Source organism: Roseinatronobacter sp. S2 (assembly GCF_029581395.1).
Taxonomy (GTDB): domain Bacteria; phylum Pseudomonadota; class Alphaproteobacteria; order Rhodobacterales; family Rhodobacteraceae; genus Roseinatronobacter.
This window is the reverse complement of sequence record NZ_CP121115.1, coordinates 124,128-140,212: the sequence shown is the minus strand read 5'-3', so window position 1 is coordinate 140,212 and position 16,085 is coordinate 124,128. Positions and strand designations below refer to the sequence as shown.

13 protein-coding genes are annotated in these 16,085 nt (G+C 60.0%); 9 read left to right on the top strand and 4 right to left on the bottom strand.

Going from position 1 to position 16,085, the window contains the following annotated elements; translation table 11 throughout:
* Positions 1-19: 19 nt before the first annotated feature.
* From mmsA to P8S53_RS17450, 5 genes are read left to right on the top strand one after another with little or no spacing between them, the layout of a single operon-like run.
* On the top strand, positions 20-1,552 hold the full coding sequence (gene mmsA / locus P8S53_RS17470; protein ID WP_277807112.1) for a multiple monosaccharide ABC transporter ATP-binding protein: 1,533 nt from the start codon (positions 20-22) through the stop codon (positions 1,550-1,552).
* A gap of 1 nt (position 1,553) precedes the next feature.
* On the top strand, positions 1,554-2,783 hold the full coding sequence (gene mmsB / locus P8S53_RS17465; protein ID WP_277807111.1) for a multiple monosaccharide ABC transporter permease: 1,230 nt from the start codon (positions 1,554-1,556) through the stop codon (positions 2,781-2,783).
* Positions 2,784-2,802: 19 nt separating this feature from the next.
* On the top strand, positions 2,803-4,545 hold the full coding sequence (gene araD, locus P8S53_RS17460; RefSeq protein ID WP_277807110.1) for an L-arabinonate dehydratase: 1,743 nt from the start codon (positions 2,803-2,805) through the stop codon (positions 4,543-4,545).
* Positions 4,545-5,459: a Gfo/Idh/MocA family protein gene (locus tag P8S53_RS17455; protein WP_277807109.1), complete on the top strand. Its 915-nt coding sequence runs from the start codon at positions 4,545-4,547 to the stop codon at positions 5,457-5,459. Before araD ends, P8S53_RS17455 begins: the two co-directional genes overlap by 1 nt.
* Before the next feature lie 9 nt (positions 5,460-5,468).
* Complete coding sequence (locus P8S53_RS17450; protein WP_277807108.1) at positions 5,469-6,386, top strand: dihydrodipicolinate synthase family protein; 918 nt, start codon at positions 5,469-5,471, stop codon at positions 6,384-6,386.
* Positions 6,387-6,431: 45 nt separating this feature from the next.
* Here the strand turns inward: P8S53_RS17450 and P8S53_RS17445 are convergent, their stop codons facing one another.
* From P8S53_RS17445 to P8S53_RS17430, 4 genes are all read right to left on the bottom strand, one after another.
* The gene (locus P8S53_RS17445) at positions 6,432-7,331 is read right to left on the bottom strand and encodes a DMT family transporter (protein ID WP_277807107.1); all 900 of its coding nucleotides are present in this window, start codon (positions 7,329-7,331) and stop codon (positions 6,432-6,434) included.
* A gap of 77 nt (positions 7,332-7,408) precedes the next feature.
* On the bottom strand, positions 7,409-8,416 hold the full coding sequence (locus tag P8S53_RS17440) for a TRAP transporter substrate-binding protein (RefSeq protein ID WP_277807106.1): 1,008 nt from the start codon (positions 8,414-8,416) through the stop codon (positions 7,409-7,411).
* A 37-nt stretch (positions 8,417-8,453) separates the two neighbouring features.
* Positions 8,454-9,731, bottom strand: a complete 1,278-nt coding sequence (locus P8S53_RS17435) for a TRAP transporter large permease (RefSeq protein ID WP_277807105.1) — start codon at positions 9,729-9,731, stop codon at positions 8,454-8,456.
* Entirely contained in the window at positions 9,731-10,261 is a 531-nt protein-coding gene (locus P8S53_RS17430; RefSeq protein WP_277807261.1) for a TRAP transporter small permease, read from the bottom strand. Before P8S53_RS17430 ends, P8S53_RS17435 begins: the two co-directional genes overlap by 1 nt.
* Positions 10,262-10,393: 132 nt before the next feature.
* Here P8S53_RS17430 and P8S53_RS17425 point away from each other — a divergent pair, with 132 nt between their 5' ends.
* The 4 genes from P8S53_RS17425 (at position 10,394) to P8S53_RS17410 (ending at position 16,065) form a co-directional block, all read left to right on the top strand.
* Positions 10,394-11,431, top strand: a complete 1,038-nt coding sequence (locus tag P8S53_RS17425; RefSeq protein WP_373418549.1) for a LacI family DNA-binding transcriptional regulator — start codon at positions 10,394-10,396, stop codon at positions 11,429-11,431.
* A gap of 102 nt (positions 11,432-11,533) precedes the next feature.
* The gene (locus tag P8S53_RS17420) at positions 11,534-13,315 is read left to right on the top strand and encodes an IlvD/Edd family dehydratase (RefSeq protein ID WP_277807103.1); all 1,782 of its coding nucleotides are present in this window, start codon (positions 11,534-11,536) and stop codon (positions 13,313-13,315) included.
* Between the two features lie 17 nt (positions 13,316-13,332).
* Positions 13,333-14,484, top strand: a complete 1,152-nt coding sequence (locus P8S53_RS17415) for a fumarylacetoacetate hydrolase family protein (protein ID WP_277807102.1) — start codon at positions 13,333-13,335, stop codon at positions 14,482-14,484.
* Positions 14,485-14,550: 66 nt separating this feature from the next.
* Complete coding sequence (locus tag P8S53_RS17410) at positions 14,551-16,065, top strand: aldehyde dehydrogenase (NADP(+)) (RefSeq protein WP_277807101.1); 1,515 nt, start codon at positions 14,551-14,553, stop codon at positions 16,063-16,065.
* The last annotated feature ends 20 nt before the right edge of the window (positions 16,066-16,085 follow it).

Here is a 16,085-nt window from a genome sequence, read left to right as displayed (position 1 = left end):
GAACGAAGGGCGGGACACCATGCAGCCGCTGCTAGAAATGCGCGCAATTTCCAAGTCATTTCCCGGTGTCAAGGCGCTGGACGACGTAAGCCTGTCGGTGGCCGAAGGGGAAATTCATGCAATTGTCGGTGAAAACGGTGCGGGCAAATCAACCCTGATGAAGGTGCTGTCAGGCGTCTATCCGGCGGGCAGTTATGAAGGCGAAATCCATTATGATGGCGCTTTGGCGGAATTCCGGTCCATTCAGGACAGCGAAGCGCGCGGGATCATCATCATCCATCAGGAACTTGCCCTTGTGCCGTTGCTGTCGATAGCCGAAAACCTGTTTCTGGGCAATGAAATCAGCCGCAACGGATATATCCAGTGGCACGAAACAACACGCCGCACACGCGAATTGCTGGCGCGCGTGGGGCTAAATGACCCACCGAATATTCTGGTGGAAAAGCTGGGCGTGGGCAAACAGCAACTGGTCGAGATTGCGAAAGCACTGGCCAAGGATGTGCGCCTGCTGATCCTTGACGAACCCACCGCCGCATTATCGGAATCCGACAGCGATGCGCTGCTGGAACTGATGCTGGAACTGAAATCGCGCGGGATGACGCAGATCATCATCAGCCATAAACTGAATGAAATCCGCAAGGTGGCCGACAGCATCACGGTTATCCGCGATGGCGGCACCGTGTCCAGCCTGCATGCGGGCCGCGATGAAATTACCGAAGACCGCATTGTGCGCGACATGGTTGGCCGTGACATGGCGCAGCGCTATCCCCCGCGCGCGCGCCGCGCAGGGCCTGTGTTGCTGGATGTGGCGAACTGGTCGGTGCGCCACCCCGATTTCCCCGAACGCATGGCCATCAAGGACGTGTCCTTCAATGTCCGCGAAGGCGAGGTGGTGGGCATCGCGGGCCTTATGGGCGCGGGGCGCACGGAACTGGCCATGAGCGTGTTCGGGCGGTCCTATGGCCGCGACATTCAGGGCGAGGTGCGCATGCGCGGCACCCCCGTCAAGCTGAACACCGTCAGCGATGCAATTGCCGCAGGGCTGGCCTATGCCACCGAGGACCGCAAGTCGCTGGGCCTGATTCTGGAAGACAGCATCCAGCGCAATATCACACTGGCCAATCTGCATGCTGTGTCCAGCCGCGGTCTGCTGAATGAAGCACGCGAAGCGCAAGTGGCCGAAGGCTACCGCAAAAGCATGAATATCCGCACGCCGGGCGTGTATCAGCGTGTCATGAACCTGTCGGGCGGCAATCAGCAAAAGGTGGTTTTGTCGAAATGGCTGTTTTCGGGTCCAGAGGTTCTGATCCTTGATGAACCGACACGCGGCATCGATGTGGGTGCAAAATTCGAAATCTACGGCCTGATCAACGAATTGTCCGCACAAGGCAAGGGGGTTGTCATGATCTCCTCTGAAATGCCGGAGCTGCTGGGCATGTGCGACAGAATTTATGTCATGAATGAAGGGGCCTTCATGGGCGAATTGACGGCAGAAGATGCCAGTCAGGAACGCATCATGTCCATGATTGTCACCAGATCGGAGAAAGTCTGAAATGCAACAGGCAAATGCACAAGCAGGAACAGCGCAATCGATGCGCGAGTATCTGGTGAACCACCTGCGCGAATATGGTCTTTTGTTCGCGCTGATCGCGGTGATGGTGTTTTTCCAGATCACCACCAACGGCACGCTTATGCGGCCCGTAAACATTACCAACCTGCTGTTGCAAAACAGCTATATCGTCATCATGGCGCTTGGCATGCTGATTGTCATCGTGTCTGGCAATATCGATTTGTCGGTAGGGTCGGTTATGGGCTTCATCGGGGCGCTGGCGGCAGTGCTGATCGTGTCCATGGGTCTGCCGTTGATGGTGGCAGTTGTTATCTGCCTGATTACGGGCGGTTTGATCGGGGCGGCGCAGGGCTATTGGATTGCCTATTGGAAAATCCCGTCCTTTATTGTGACGCTTGCGGGTATGCTGGTGTTTCGCGGGCTGTCGCTGTGGCTGCTGCAAGGCCAGTCTGTCGGCCCCTTCCCGCGTGAATTTCAGGTCATCGCCACAGGCTTTGTCGCAGATCCGTTTCCTGCCGCATGGGGGCAGTCGCTGGCGGTGTTGTTTGGCGAACGCAATGTCAATATTCTGGCCCTGCTGACCGGCGTGGTCGCGGCCGCCGTCATCGTCTGGATGGGGATCAACAAACGCGCGCGCAACAAAACTTTCGGCGTTGTGGGTGAACCATTTGCGTTCTTTGTGGTCCGCAACATCATCGTCGCGGCGGCGCTGGTGTTCATCACCTATAAGCTGTCCAGTTTTCGCGGATTGCCCAATGTGCTGCTGACCATGGGCATACTGACCATCATCTATGCGTTTCTGACCGAAAACACCGTCATAGGCCGCCAGATTTATGCAGTCGGCGGCAATGAAAAGGCCGCGAAACTGTCCGGTATCAAGACCGAACGCCTGACCTTTCTGGCCTTTGTCAACATGGGTGTTCTGGCCGCAGCGGCGGGGCTGGTTTTCGCCGCACGGCTGAACACGGCCACCCCCAAGGCGGGCTTCGCGCTGGAACTTGACGTAATTGCCGCAGCCTTCATCGGGGGGGCATCCATGTCGGGCGGGGTCGGCAAGATCGTGGGTGCGGTCGTCGGCGCATTCCTGATGGGTGTTTTGAACAACGGCATGTCCATCATGGGGATCGGCATTGATTATCAACAGATGATCAAGGGCCTGGTGCTGCTGGCTGCCGTGATTTTCGACGTCTACAACAAAAGCAAACGCGTCTAATGCGGGCAAAGGGTAAAATATGACTTTCACACCGGCAAAATGGCCCCGAAAACTACGGTCACAGGAATGGTTCGGGGGCACTGGGCGCGATGCGATCTATCATCGCGGATGGATGAAAAATCAGGGCATCCCGCATGACATGTTCGATGGCCGCCCCGTCATTGCCATTCTGAACACATGGTCGGAACTGACACCCTGCAACGCCCATCTGGCCGATCTGGCGCAAAAGGTGCGCGCAGGCATCTATGAAGCGGGTGGGCTGCCTGTCGAAGTGCCTGCCTTTTCGGCGTCGGAATCGGGGTTCCGGCCCACGGCGATGATGTTTCGCAATCTGGCGGCCATGTCCATCGAGGAACAGATGCGCGGCTTGCCCATGGATGGCTGCGTGTTGCTGGCGGGCTGCGACAAGACCACGCCCAGCCTGCTGATGGCGGCGGCGTCAAGTGACCTGCCTTCGATCCTTGTCAGTGGCGGGCCAATGCTGAACGGTCATTTCCGCGGGGAACGCGTGGGGTCTGGGACGCATTTGTGGAAATTTTCCGAAGCGGTCAAAGCAGGCGAGATGACACCGGAGGAGTTTCTGGAAGCGGAAGCGTCCATGTCACGTTCCCCCGGGTCGTGCAACACGATGGGCACGGCGTCCACCATGGCGTCGATGGCCGAGGCGTTGGGCATGGCCTTGTCGGGCAATGCGGCAATCCCCGCCGTGGATGCGCGCCGCCGTGTCATGGCGCAGCTGTCGGGGCGGCGCATTGTCCAGATGGTCAAGGATGATCTGAAACCGTCCGATATTCTGACCAAGCAGGCGTTTGAAAATGCCATCCGCACCAATGCCGCAATCGGCGGGTCCACCAATGCCGTGATCCATATGATGGCGGTTGCGGGGCGTGTGGGCATTGACCTTGGCCTTGACGACTGGGACCGCTGCGGGCGCGGGGTGCCCACCATCGTCAACCTGATGCCATCGGGCAAATACCTGATGGAGGAATTCTTCTACGCCGGTGGCCTGCCGGTCGTGCTGCGCCGCTTGGGCGAGGCGGGAATGCTGCACAAGGACGCGCTGACCGTGTCCGGCGGGCCGATCTGGGATGAATTGCAAGATGTCACGAACCACAACCCCGATGTCATCCTGCCCGTTGAACGCGCCCTGACACAAGAAGGCGGGATTGTCGTGCTGCGCGGCAATCTTGCCCCGAAAGGCGCGGTGCTGAAACCATCAGCCGCGTCAGCGCATTTGTTGCACCATCGTGGCCGCGCGGTGGTTTTTGAAGATATCGACGATTACAAGGCCCGCATCAACGACCCCGATCTGGACATTGACGAGCATTGCATCATGGTGCTGAAAAATTGCGGCCCCAAAGGTTACCCCGGCATGGCCGAAGTGGGCAATATGGGCCTGCCCCCCAAGATTTTGAAAAAGGGTATCACCGATATGGTGCGCATATCAGATGCGCGCATGTCGGGCACGGCCTATGGCACAGTTGTCCTGCACACATCGCCCGAAGCGGCGGCAGGCGGCCCGCTGGCCGTGGTGCAAAGCGGCGATATGATCGAATTGGACGTGACCGCGCGCCGTCTGCATCTGGACATAACGGACGCCAAACTGGCCGCACGGCTGGACGGCTGGACCCCGCCTGCCCCCCTGCCCGCATCCGGTTACGCATGGCTGCATGCCCACCATGTCGAAGGGGCGGATACAGGCGCGGACCTTGATTTTCTGAAAGGGTGCCGTGGCGCCCCGGTCGGAAGGGACAGTCACTGATGAAAATAGCCCTTGTCGGAATTGGAAAAATCGCCCTCGACCAGCATGTGCCGGCCTTGCGCGTATCGCCGGATTGGGAACTGGCCGCGACAGTGTCGCGCAATGGCAGCGTTGACGGGGTCGAGGCTTGGCGTGATCTGGATGCCATGCTGGCCGCGCGCAGTGATATTCGTGTCATCTCGTTATGCGTGCCGCCTGTGCCGCGGTTCGATCTGGCCGCGAAAGCGTTGCAGGCGGGGCGCTATGTCATGCTGGAAAAACCCCCCGGTGCCACGCTGTCCGAATGCGCCACATTGCAGGCTATGGCCCAAAGCGCGCGCCTTGGGGTTTTCGCCACATGGCACAGCCGAGAGGCCGCGATGGTCGCCCCCGCGAAAGCATGGCTGGCGGGCAAAACCGTGACATCAGGGCGCATCACATGGCGCGAGGATGTGCGCAAATGGCACCCCGGTCAGGATTGGGTGTTCGATGCAGGCGGCATGGGCGTGTTTGACCCCGGCATAAATGCATTGTCCATCCTGACTGAAATCCTGCCCTGCACGGTGCATTTGCGCGCAGCCACGCTGGAAGTGCCGCAAAACCGCCAGATGCCGATTGCCGCACAGCTGGACTTTACCAACAACATCAGCGCCGAATTCGACTGGCGCCAGACCGGACCGCAAACATGGTCGATCACGCTTGAAACCGATCAGGGCACGCTGGAATTGCATGATGGCGGCGCGCGTATGCTGCTGAACGGCGCGCCCTGCAATGAACCCCACAATGCGCTGTCGGGTGAATACCCGCGCCTGTATCAGCGTATGGCGCAGCTTGTGCGCGCGGGCGAGTCTGACATGGACATCCGCCCCCTGACACTGGTTGCCGATGCCTTCATGACTGGCACGCGTGTCAGTGTTGACCCTTTCCATTTCTAAGGACCCCACATGCAAACCCCACTCAAGGGCATTCTGCCCGTAGCCCCTACCCCGTTTCTTGATGATGGCAGTCTGGATCATGATGGCATGCGCCGCGTGCTGGATTGCATGATTGATCAAGGTGTTGATGCGATCTGCATTCTGGCGAATTATTCCGAACAGTTTGTGCTGTCCGATGATGAACGCACCGCGATGATGCGCGTGTCGCTGGAACATGTCGCGGGGCGCGTGCCGGTGATTGTGACCATCAGCCATTTTTCCACCGATCTGGTGGTCGCCCGCGCGCGCGCTGCGCAATCCATGGGCGCGGCCATGGTCATGATGATGCCCCCCTATCACGGTGTCGGGCTGGTCCCCGCCGAGGGGATGATATTTGAGCATTTCAAGGCCGTGTCCGACGCCATCACCATCCCCATCATGGTGCAGGACGCGCCCTTGTCGGGCTGTCAGTTGTCGGTGCCGTTTCTGGCCCGAATGGCGCATGAATTGGAACAGGTCAGCTATTTCAAGCTGGAAATGCCGTTTGCGGCCGACAAGCTGGCGGCATTAATTGAAACGGGCGGCAAGGACATTATAGGGCCGTTTGATGGCGAAGAAGCGGTCACATTGCTGGCCGATCTGGATGCGGGCTGCACGGGCACCATGACATCCGCACTGTTGCCCGAACATATCCGGCCCATTGTCACGCAGTATCTGGATGGCGCGACAGATGCGGCGCTGGACCAGTGGAAACTGTGCCTGCCGCTGATCAATCATGAAAACCGCCAATGCGGGTTGCGCGCGGCCAAGACTGTCATGAAACACGGCGGCGTCATCCGGTCCGACCATGTGCGCCACCCGCTAAAGCCCCTAAGCGCACGCACCGAACAGCGCCTGTTGCAACTGTCGCGCGAACTGGACCTGATTGCCCTGCGCTGGGGCAAATAACGCCGGCCATCAAGGCCTAACACCCGCCCCTTGGCCCGCGCGCGGTCAGGGGGCTTTTTCTTTGCGCCAGCGTTGCGCAAATCCGGCCTTTATGCGTTGTTCGGGCAGCACCAGAACCAGACCGGACAGGATAATCACAACCGCCCCCGCCAGCATGGCCAAACGCGGAATATCACCAAAGAATATCCAGCCAAGGATCACGGCCCACAGCAGCAATGTATATTGCAACGGCGCAATCAGGGCGGCATCGGCCAGTTTCAGCGCGCGGTTGACACACAGATGCGCGCCCATCGCCACCACACCGACCAGCGCCAGCAAGCCCCAGTCAAACGACCCCGGCATGGACCAGCCCACAGGGGCTGCAATAACACCTGCGACACCTGCCCCGATTAATTGCCAGAACACCAGCGTCATGTCGGGTGTGCCGCGCAGATAGCGCCCTGTAATCATCATCAGCGCGAAACACAGCGACCCGATGATGGCTACAAGGCTGGCCAGCGCGGCCCCTTCGCCACTTGGTTTCAGCGCAATCAACACCCCCACAAACCCGAATATAACTGCACCCCAACGCAAGGGGCTGACAGTTTCGCGCAACAATAAGGGCGACAGCACGGCCACATAAATGGGCGCGGCCAGCCAGAAGGTCATGGTGTCGGCAAGCGGCATGTGACGCACAGCGAAGTAAAAGCAGAACACCTCGGCGGTGGACAGCACAACGCGGGCAAACTGGATGCCCGGGCGTTCGACATGAAACAGCCTGCGAAACCCGAACGCATACAGAAATGGCAGCAACACCGCCAAAGCCGCTAGGCTGCGGATGGTCAGAACCTGACCTACCGAATAACTGCTGACCAGCCATTTGCCCAATGCGTCATTGGACGCAAACAGGAACATGCCAAGCAGCATCAGGGCCAGACCTGCAACGGTCGGGGTCATGCGCGTCATTGCATCACATCATTTTCGAAGAATATACTGGCACATATGGGGGGGATTACGCCCCCCCATATGCAGATCAAAGCGCCTTATTCGCCGCGCAGTGTGGCAAGTTCCGCCTGCATCAGGTCAATGACCTCGACACCGATCGACTCGGCGTGTTTTTCATACACACCTTCGACAGCGGCGCGGATGCGGTTCAACTCGGCCCCGTCCAGTTCGTTGAACGCCATGCCCGCTTCCTGCACATTACCCAGCGAGATGTCGGACAATTCGCGGCTGACGCTGCGCTGCACATCACGGCCCACAACAGCACAATCACGCAGGATTTCCTGTTCGGTTTCCGAATAAGTGTTGAAGATGGGAGCAGAGAACAGGATCATGAACGGCGTATAGGCATGCTGCGTGGCCGACAGATAATCCTGCACTTCGTAGAATTGCGACGTGTCGATTGTCACATAGGGGTTTTCCTGCGCATCAATGGCACGGGTTTCCAGCGCGGTGAACACCTCACCAAAGGCCATGGGCGTGGCATTGGTGCCAAGCGCCTGGAACGTGTCCAGGAAGATGTTGTTTTGCATCACGCGCACGCGCATTCCGTCAAAATCTTCCAGCCGGGTGATGGGCCGCACCGAATTGGTCAGGTTGCGGAACCCGTTTTCCCAATAGGCCAGATTGACCAACCCGGAATCCTGCATCTTTTCGGAAATGAAATCACCGAAAGCACCGTCAAGGATGGCATCGGCCTCATCCGCGTCGGAAAACAGGAACGGCAGGTCGAACACCCCCAGCGCCGGTTCAATCCCCACCAATGGCGAAGATGACGTCACCACCATTTCCTGCGTGCCCGAACGCAGCGCCTGCGTGGCGGTCAGGTCATCACCAAGCGCCGAGGACCAGAACGCGTTCAGTGTCCACGCACCGTCTGTGCGCTCGGTTATGCATTCGCGCATGGCTTCAACGCCGTTGCCCACAGGGTGGGATTCAGCAACACCATTGGACACGGTTATGGTGCGTGTGCTGATCTCGGCCACCGCAGGCAATGCGATGCCTGCAACAAGTGCGGTTGTCATTGTTAGTTTGGTCAGCGTTTTCATGGTCTTTCCTCCCAGATTGAAAACAGATTTCTTCTTCTCAGCGCAACCATTGCAGCGGCACCAGAACAAGTTCGGGGAACGCAATCAGCAACATCAGCACACCCACCTGGGCCGCAAGAAAGGGCAGAACGCCCCAAATTACCTTGCCCAATGGCACGCGTGCCACCCCGCTGACAACGTTCAGAACAACACCCACCGGCGGGGTCAGAAGGCCCACACAGGTGGTCATCACAAAAATGATCCCGAAATATACCGGATCAATCCCCGCCGCGCGGATGACAGGCATCAGAACCGGCACCAGAATCAGGATCGTCGGTGCAAGGTCCAGAACCGTGCCCACCAACAGCACCAGAAGCACAATCACCAGCATCAGCAATTTCGGGTTATCCAGAACCGGCGCCAGAAAGCGCGTCACTTCTGCCGGAATATTGGCCCGCGTGATCAACCACGAAGTGACCAGCGCGCCCGCAACCAGAAACAGCACAACAGATGTGGTTTTGGCCGCATTCAACAGCACCTGATACAGATCCGTGATCTTCAGTTCGCGGTAGATAAACATACCCACGAAGAACGCATAGACAGCCGCAATCACAGCCGCTTCTGTGGGTGTGAAAATGCCAAAACGAATGCCACCCAGAATAATCAGCGGCATCACCAGCGCCCAGCCAGCCGCTGCCGTTGCGCGCAGCCGCTCGCGCCCTGTGGCGCGCGGCAGGGGTTTGACATTCTCGCGCCGCGCGACAATCAGCCATGCAATGATCAGCGACGCCGCCATCAGGATACCGGGCACAATGCCGCCCATGAACAGCGCCGTGATCGACACATTGGCCGCGACACCAAAGATGATAAACGCAATGGATGGCGGAATCACCGGCGCAATCACGCCACCCGCAGCCATCAAGCCCGCCGCACGCGGCACGTTATAGCCCGCCTCGCGCATCATCGGGATAAGGATTGCCGCCAAGGCCGCCGAATCCGCCGCAGCCGACCCGGAAAGCGATGCCATCACCACCGCCGCAATCACCGCGACAATGCCAAGGCCCCCGCGAATATGGCCCACACAGGACACGGCAAACGCCACAATCCGTTTCGACAACCCGCCTGCGTTCATCAACTCGCCCGCCAGCAAAAAGAACGGGATCGCCAGCAGTGTAAAGGAATTGGCCCCTGTTACCATTTGCTGGCTGATGATCTGCGGGTTGAAAATCCCCATCCATGTCATCAGCACGACCGCGCAGAACATCAGCGCGAAGGCCACCGGAACGCCTATTGCCAAAGCGGAAAACAGCGTTCCCAGAAAAACCAGAAGTACCATTAATGCCGGTCCTTCTGATCAAGCAGGTCAAAATCACCCGTGAAGCGCGCCATTTCATTCACCGGCGTGCGGCCCAGAAGCGCGCGGATGATCCGCAAAAATGCCATCAGCGCGATGCATCCGCCGGTCACATATGTGATCCCATACACCCAGATCATCGACAGTCCGACCACCGGTGCCGTCATCGACGCATTAATCGGGTGCTGCACCCATGTTCCCCAGAACAGCACGCTGGCGCAGACCAGAATCACAAGATTGGTCAGCACCAGACACACCCGGCGCCCGATTGGCCCGAACAGCCGCACCACGGTTTCGACACCGATATGGTTATACTCGCGGAATGCCAGAATGGCCCCGATAAAGGTCAGCCAGACGAAGAAATAGCGCGACATCTCCTCGGAGAAGTTCCAACCGCTATTGAACGCATAGCGCAGCACGACATTGCCGAACACCATGACGGTCATGCCCGCAAGCAAGGCGACCAATGCAAATTCACCCAACCTGACAGCAATCAGTTCGAGTCGCGCCAAATTCCTCACAAGCCCCTCCCGGATTGATTCACCAATGGCCATTTGGGCCAATAAGCGGTTGTGATTTCCTAAATGAAAGCGTATATCATTGTCAAATACCAATTATGATTTTCTGGATGCAGGCCGCCTAGAATGAAGGAAAAATCTCTACAAAGAAAGGCGATGAAGCTTTCTGATGTTGCGCAGCATGCCAATGTAAGCGTTGTCACTGTTTCACGCGCCTTGCGCCAGCCTGAACTGGTTTCACAGGACACGCTTGATAAGGTGTCAGAGGCTGTGAAGGCATTGGGATATGTCCCCAATCCGGCGGCGCAGGCGCTTGCTTCGGCGCGTTCGCGGCTTATCGGGGTGGTCATCCCGTCCCTGACCAACCAGATCTTCGCGGAACTGCTGCGCGGCGTCATGGACGGCGTTGAAGGCACAACCTACACCCCCCAATTCGTGAACACCCGCTACAAGCTGTCGCGCGAAGAAGATTTATTGCGCGTCTTTGCCACCCAGCGCCCCGCAGGCATGATTGTGGCGGGGATCGACCAGTCCGCCGCCGCCCGCCGCTTGTTGGAGCAGATGGGCTGTCCTGTCGTTCAGGTCATGGAAACCGATTCGGACCCTGTGGATATGGCAATCGGCTGTGACCAGCGCGATGCAGGGCGCGCCGCGGTGCGCCACCTGATCGAACAGGGCTACCGGCGCATCGGGTTTCTGGGCGCGCGCATGGACCCGCGCGCGCAGCGCCGTCTTGCAGGCTACAATGATGTGATGTCTGCACATGGCCTGTCCGATGATGCGCTGGTTGTCACCACGTCCCATCCGTCCGCCTATTCCGTAGGCGGGCAGTTGATGGCCGACCTGCTGGCCAGTGCGCCCGACGCAGATGCCGTGTTTTGCAACAATGACGACGTTGCATTGGGGGCGCTGTTTGAATGCCAGCGGCGGGGCTTGCGCGTTCCCGAACAGATGGGGATTGTTGGGTTCAACGATCTGGATGTGGTGTCGTGTTCGGTGCCAACCATCACGTCCGTGCGCACGCACCGTTATGAAACCGGCCTGAAGGCTGTTAACATGATAATAGATCAGATAAACGGGTCCCCACCCGAGCACCGCATCATCGACGCAGGCTATGACCTGCGCATCCGAAGCAGCACATCGCGCCAGCAAAAGGGGGCCTGATGTAAATCCCTATGCCCCTTCCGTTATAACCGCGCGGATCACGCCTGTTCCGCGCCATCCTGAATGCCCGAGCACCCAAATTTGAAAAGGCAGCCGAATATCATGACCGACACGCGCGCCCACAAGAAATTCCGTTCACAGGAATGGTTCGACAACCCCAACAATCCCGGCATGACCGCGCTGTATCTGGAACGGTATCTGAATCAGGAATACACCCGCGGCGAATTGCAGGGCGGGCGTCCCGTGATCGGCATTGCCCAGACCGGCAGCGATCTGGCACCGTGCAACAAGATCCATGTGTTCCTGATGGACCGCATCAAGGCAGGCATCCGCGATGTAGGCGGGATTCCGATGGAATTTCCGGTGCATCCCATTCAGGAAACCGGCAAACGCCCGACCGCCGCGCTGGACCGCAACCTTGCCTATCTGTCACTGGTCGAAGTGCTGCACGGCTACCCCATCGACGGGGTCGTGCTGACCACGGGCTGCGACAAGACCACGCCTGCCATGCTGATGGGGGCGGCAACTGTCGATCTGCCCGCGATTGCGTTGAATGGCGGGCCAATGCTGGACGGCTGGTGGCAGGGCAAGCGCGCAGGGTCGGGCACGATTGTCTGGGAAAGCCGCCGCCTGCTAAGCGAAGGCAAGATCGAATATGATGAATTCATCTCGCGCGTGTGCGCCTCCGCGCCCAGCCTTGGGCATTGCAACACCATGGGCACTGCCAGCACAATGAACGCCATGGCCGAAGCGCTTGGCATGACCCTGACCGGCAGTTCCGCCATTCCCGCGCCGTTTCGGGAACGTATGGCCATGGCCTATGAAACCGGACGGCGCATCGTGGCCATGGTGCATGAAGACCTGAAACCATCCGACATTCTGACGCGCGAAGCGTTTGAAAATGCCATTATCGTGAATTCCGCGATTGGCGGGTCCACCAATGCTCCGCCCCATTTGCAGGCCATTGCCCGCCATGCGGGGGTCGATCTGCATGTCACCGACTGGCAGAAAATCGGCTTCAACGTGCCGCTGCTGGTCAATATGCAGCCCGCAGGCAAGTATCTTGGCGAAAGTTTCTTCCGCGCGGGCGGTGTGCCCGCCGTCATGGGCGAATTGCGCAAGGCAGGGTTGCTGCATGACGGCGCCATGACCGCCAGCGGGGCCACAATGGGCGCGGCCTTGGGCGATTGGGCCAGCCTTGATGCGGATGTCATCCTGCCTGTCAGCGCCCCCTTGCGCGAAAACGCGGGCTTTCTGGTGCTGTCGGGCAATCTGTTCGACTCGGCCCTGATGAAAACATCTGTTATATCGCCCGATTTCCGCGCGCGCTTCCTGTCCAAACCGGGGCAGGAAGGCATTTTTGAAGCGCATGCCGTCGTGTTTGAAGGGCCCGAAGATTACCACGACCGCATCAACGACCCCGACCTTGGCATTGACGAAGAAACTATCCTGTTCATTCGCGGCGTAGGCTGCGTAGGCTATCCCGGTTCGGCCGAGGTGGTGAACATGCAGCCGCCAGACGCGCTGCTGCGCGCGGGCGTGAACCATTTGCCCACAGTGGGCGACGGGCGGCAATCGGGCACATCGGAATCCCCGTCCATCCTGAATGCCAGCCCTGAATCGGTTGTGGGCGGCGGTCTTGCGCTTTTGCAAACCGGCGACCGCGTGCGGCTGGACCTGAATGCCAGCCGTCTGGATGCGCTTGTCGATGCGGATGAATGGCAGGCCCGCCGCGCCGCGTGGACTGCGCCCGAAATTCACCATCAGACACCATGGCAGGAAATCTACCGCACCCATGTCGGCCAACTGTCTGACGGCGGCTGTCTGGAACTGGCGACAGCCTACCAGCGTATCCGCCATGACCTGCCACGCGACAATCACTGAACCAGAAAGACCGGAATATGACACTGCACCAGAATCTGGACGACAACGGCATATATATTGGCCGTATCTGGCGTCCTGATATCGGCCCCAGCGTGGTTACCCTGCGCGACGGCCAGATTATCGACATCACAACCAAAACCGCACCCACCATGCGCGATGTGCTGGAATTGCCCGACCCGCTGGCACATGTGCAAAACACCACGGGCGTGCCGGTTTGCGCGTTGGACGCGCTTGACAGCGCGTGCAACCCCGATGCGGGCGCGAATGATCTGCGCCTTCTTGCCCCCGCAGATCTGCAAGCCATCAAGGCCTGCGGCGTGACCTTCGCACGCTCCATGCTGGAACGGGTGATCGAGGAACGCGCAGGCGGCGACGCCGCGCGCGCCGACGCAATCCGCACCAAGGTATCCGGCGTCATCGGCGACAGCCTGCGCGACCTTGTGCCCGGATCGCCGGAAGCGGCGCGTGTGAAATCCGTCTTGCAGGCCGAAAACCTGTGGTCGCAATATCTGGAAGTGGGCATTGGCCCCGATGCCGAGGTATTCACCAAGGCGCAACCCATGTCGGCGGTCGGGCACGGCGCGGCTGTGGGTTTGCATCCGTCCAGCAGCTGGAACAATCCCGAACCCGAAATCGTGCTGGCCTGCGCATCTGACGGGCGCATACTGGGCGCTTGTCTGGGCAATGACGTCAATCTGCGCGATATCGAGGGGCGCTCGGCATTGCTGCTCGGCAAGGCCAAGGACAACAACGCATCCGCCGCACTTGGCCCCTTTATCCGCCTGTTTAACGACCGTTTCGGGCTGGATGACATCCGCAAAGCCGAACTTGACATGACCATTGACGGCACGGACGGATTCCATTTGTCCGGCCATTCTTCAATGCGTGAAATCAGCCGCGATCCTGCCGATCTGGCCGCGCAAACCTGTGGCGCACATCATCAATACCCCGACGGGTTCATGCTGTATCTGGGCACGATGTTCGCCCCCGTGGCCGACCGCGACGCCAAAGGCGCGGGCTTCACCCATCATATGGGCGACCGCGTGACAATTTCCGCAGCGGGGTTGGGAAATCTCGTCAACACTGTTATGTGTTCCACAAAAGCACCACACTGGGCTTTCGGCACAGCCGCGTTGATGCGCAATCTTGCGGGGCGCGACCTGCTATAGCTGGAATTGTCCCCCCCTTCGCGCGGCTGGCCGCGCAACTGATATATGAAACTGAAAGGCACTGATATGACGCATATTCCGCATGGGATGCATTTGATTGCAGGTGAACGGGTTGATGATGGGGCGCGGTTTGCGTCTGCTCCGGCGTCCGGTCCGGCGCATGAATTTGCGGTGGGCACGCCGGATCTGGTGGACCGCGCCTGCAAAGCCGCCGAAGACGCGTTTGAAACCTATGGCTACTCCGCCCGCGCGGACCGCGCGGCGTTTCTGGACGCCATCGCGGATAAGATTGACGCGCGCGGCGATGCCATCACCGCGATGGGCTGCGCCGAATCCGGCCTGCCGGAAGCGCGGCTGGTGGGCGAGCGGGGGCGCACCACAGGCCAGTTGCGCCTGTTTGCAGAGCATATCCGCAAGGGCGATTATCTGGACCGCCGCCATGACGCGGCCCTGCCCGACCGCCAGCCCGCCCCGCGCCCCGAATTGCACATGATCCAGCGCCCCATCGGCCCTGTGGCGGTGTTTGGCGCGTCGAACTTTCCATTGGCCTTTTCGGTGGGCGGCGGCGACACGGCCGCCGCACTCGCCGCAGGCTGTCCCGTTGTCGTCAAGGGCCATTCCGCCCATCCGGGCACCGGCGAATTGGTGGGCGATGCGATCACGGCAGCGGCCAAATCCTGCGGCCTGCATCCGGGCGTGTTTTCGCTGATACAAGGCGGCAACCGCGAGGTTGGCGCGGCACTGGTCACCCACCCGCTGATCCGCGCTGTGGGCTTCACCGGATCGCTGGGCGGCGGGCGCGCGCTGTTTGATCTGTGCGCGCAACGCGCTGATCCCATTCCCTTCTTTGGCGAATTGGGCAGCGTGAACCCCATGTTCATCCTGCCCAAAGCACTGGGCGCACGCGGGGCCGACATCGCCAAAGGCTGGGCCGCCAGCCTGACCATGGGCGCGGGCCAGTTCTGCACCAATCCCGGCATCGCCGTGGTGCTGGAGGGGCCGCAGGCCGATGAATTTGCCGCGACCGCCAAGGGTGCGCTGGCGGGCGTGGGCGCGCAGACCATGCTGACGGATGGCATGGCCGAGGCCTACCGCGCGGGCCGCGACCGTGTGGCTGCCAGCGCGGGCGTGCGCGAAGTGCTGGCCACCAGCTGCGACGGGCGCGCAGCCACGCCGTATCTGTATGAAACCACCGCCGATGCATGGCTGGGCAACCATGCCTTGGGCGAGGAGGTGTTCGGTCCCCTTGGCCTGATCATCCGCGCCCGCGATGAGGGGCAGATGCTGGATCTGGCACGCGCGTTGCAAGGCCAGCTGACCTGCACCCTGCATCTGGATGATGGCGACACGGGCCTGGGCCAGCGCCTGATGCCGGTTCTGGAACGCAAGGCCGGGCGCATTCTGGCCAATGGGTTCCCCACAGGGGTCGAGGTGGCCGACAGCATGGTCCATGGCGGCCCCTACCCCGCCTCGACCAATTTCGGCGCCACATCCGTGGGCACCCTGTCCATCCGCCGCTTTCTGCGACCGGTGTGCTACCAAAACCTGCCAGCCGCCCTGCGCCCAGACGATCTGCAATAATACCAACACAGGGGGGCGGG

Coding starts and splice junctions, on each gene's coding strand:
- mmsA (WP_277807112.1), top strand. CDS start 20: ATGCAGCCGCTGCTAGAAATGCGCGCAATTTCCAAGTCATTTCCCGGT.
- P8S53_RS17440 (WP_277807106.1), bottom strand. CDS start 8,416: ATGAAAACGCTGACCAAACTAACAATGACAACCGCACTTGTTGCAGGC.
- araD (WP_277807110.1), top strand. CDS start 2,803: ATGACTTTCACACCGGCAAAATGGCCCCGAAAACTACGGTCACAGGAA.
- P8S53_RS17445 (WP_277807107.1), bottom strand. CDS start 7,331: ATGACGCGCATGACCCCGACCGTTGCAGGTCTGGCCCTGATGCTGCTT.
- P8S53_RS17420 (WP_277807103.1), top strand. CDS start 11,534: ATGACCGACACGCGCGCCCACAAGAAATTCCGTTCACAGGAATGGTTC.
- P8S53_RS17455 (WP_277807109.1), top strand. CDS start 4,545: ATGAAAATAGCCCTTGTCGGAATTGGAAAAATCGCCCTCGACCAGCAT.
- P8S53_RS17425 (WP_373418549.1), top strand. CDS start 10,394: ATGAAGGAAAAATCTCTACAAAGAAAGGCGATGAAGCTTTCTGATGTT.
- mmsB (WP_277807111.1), top strand. CDS start 1,554: ATGCAACAGGCAAATGCACAAGCAGGAACAGCGCAATCGATGCGCGAG.
- P8S53_RS17410 (WP_277807101.1), top strand. CDS start 14,551: ATGACGCATATTCCGCATGGGATGCATTTGATTGCAGGTGAACGGGTT.
- P8S53_RS17450 (WP_277807108.1), top strand. CDS start 5,469: ATGCAAACCCCACTCAAGGGCATTCTGCCCGTAGCCCCTACCCCGTTT.
- P8S53_RS17435 (WP_277807105.1), bottom strand. CDS start 9,731: ATGGTACTTCTGGTTTTTCTGGGAACGCTGTTTTCCGCTTTGGCAATA.
- P8S53_RS17415 (WP_277807102.1), top strand. CDS start 13,333: ATGACACTGCACCAGAATCTGGACGACAACGGCATATATATTGGCCGT.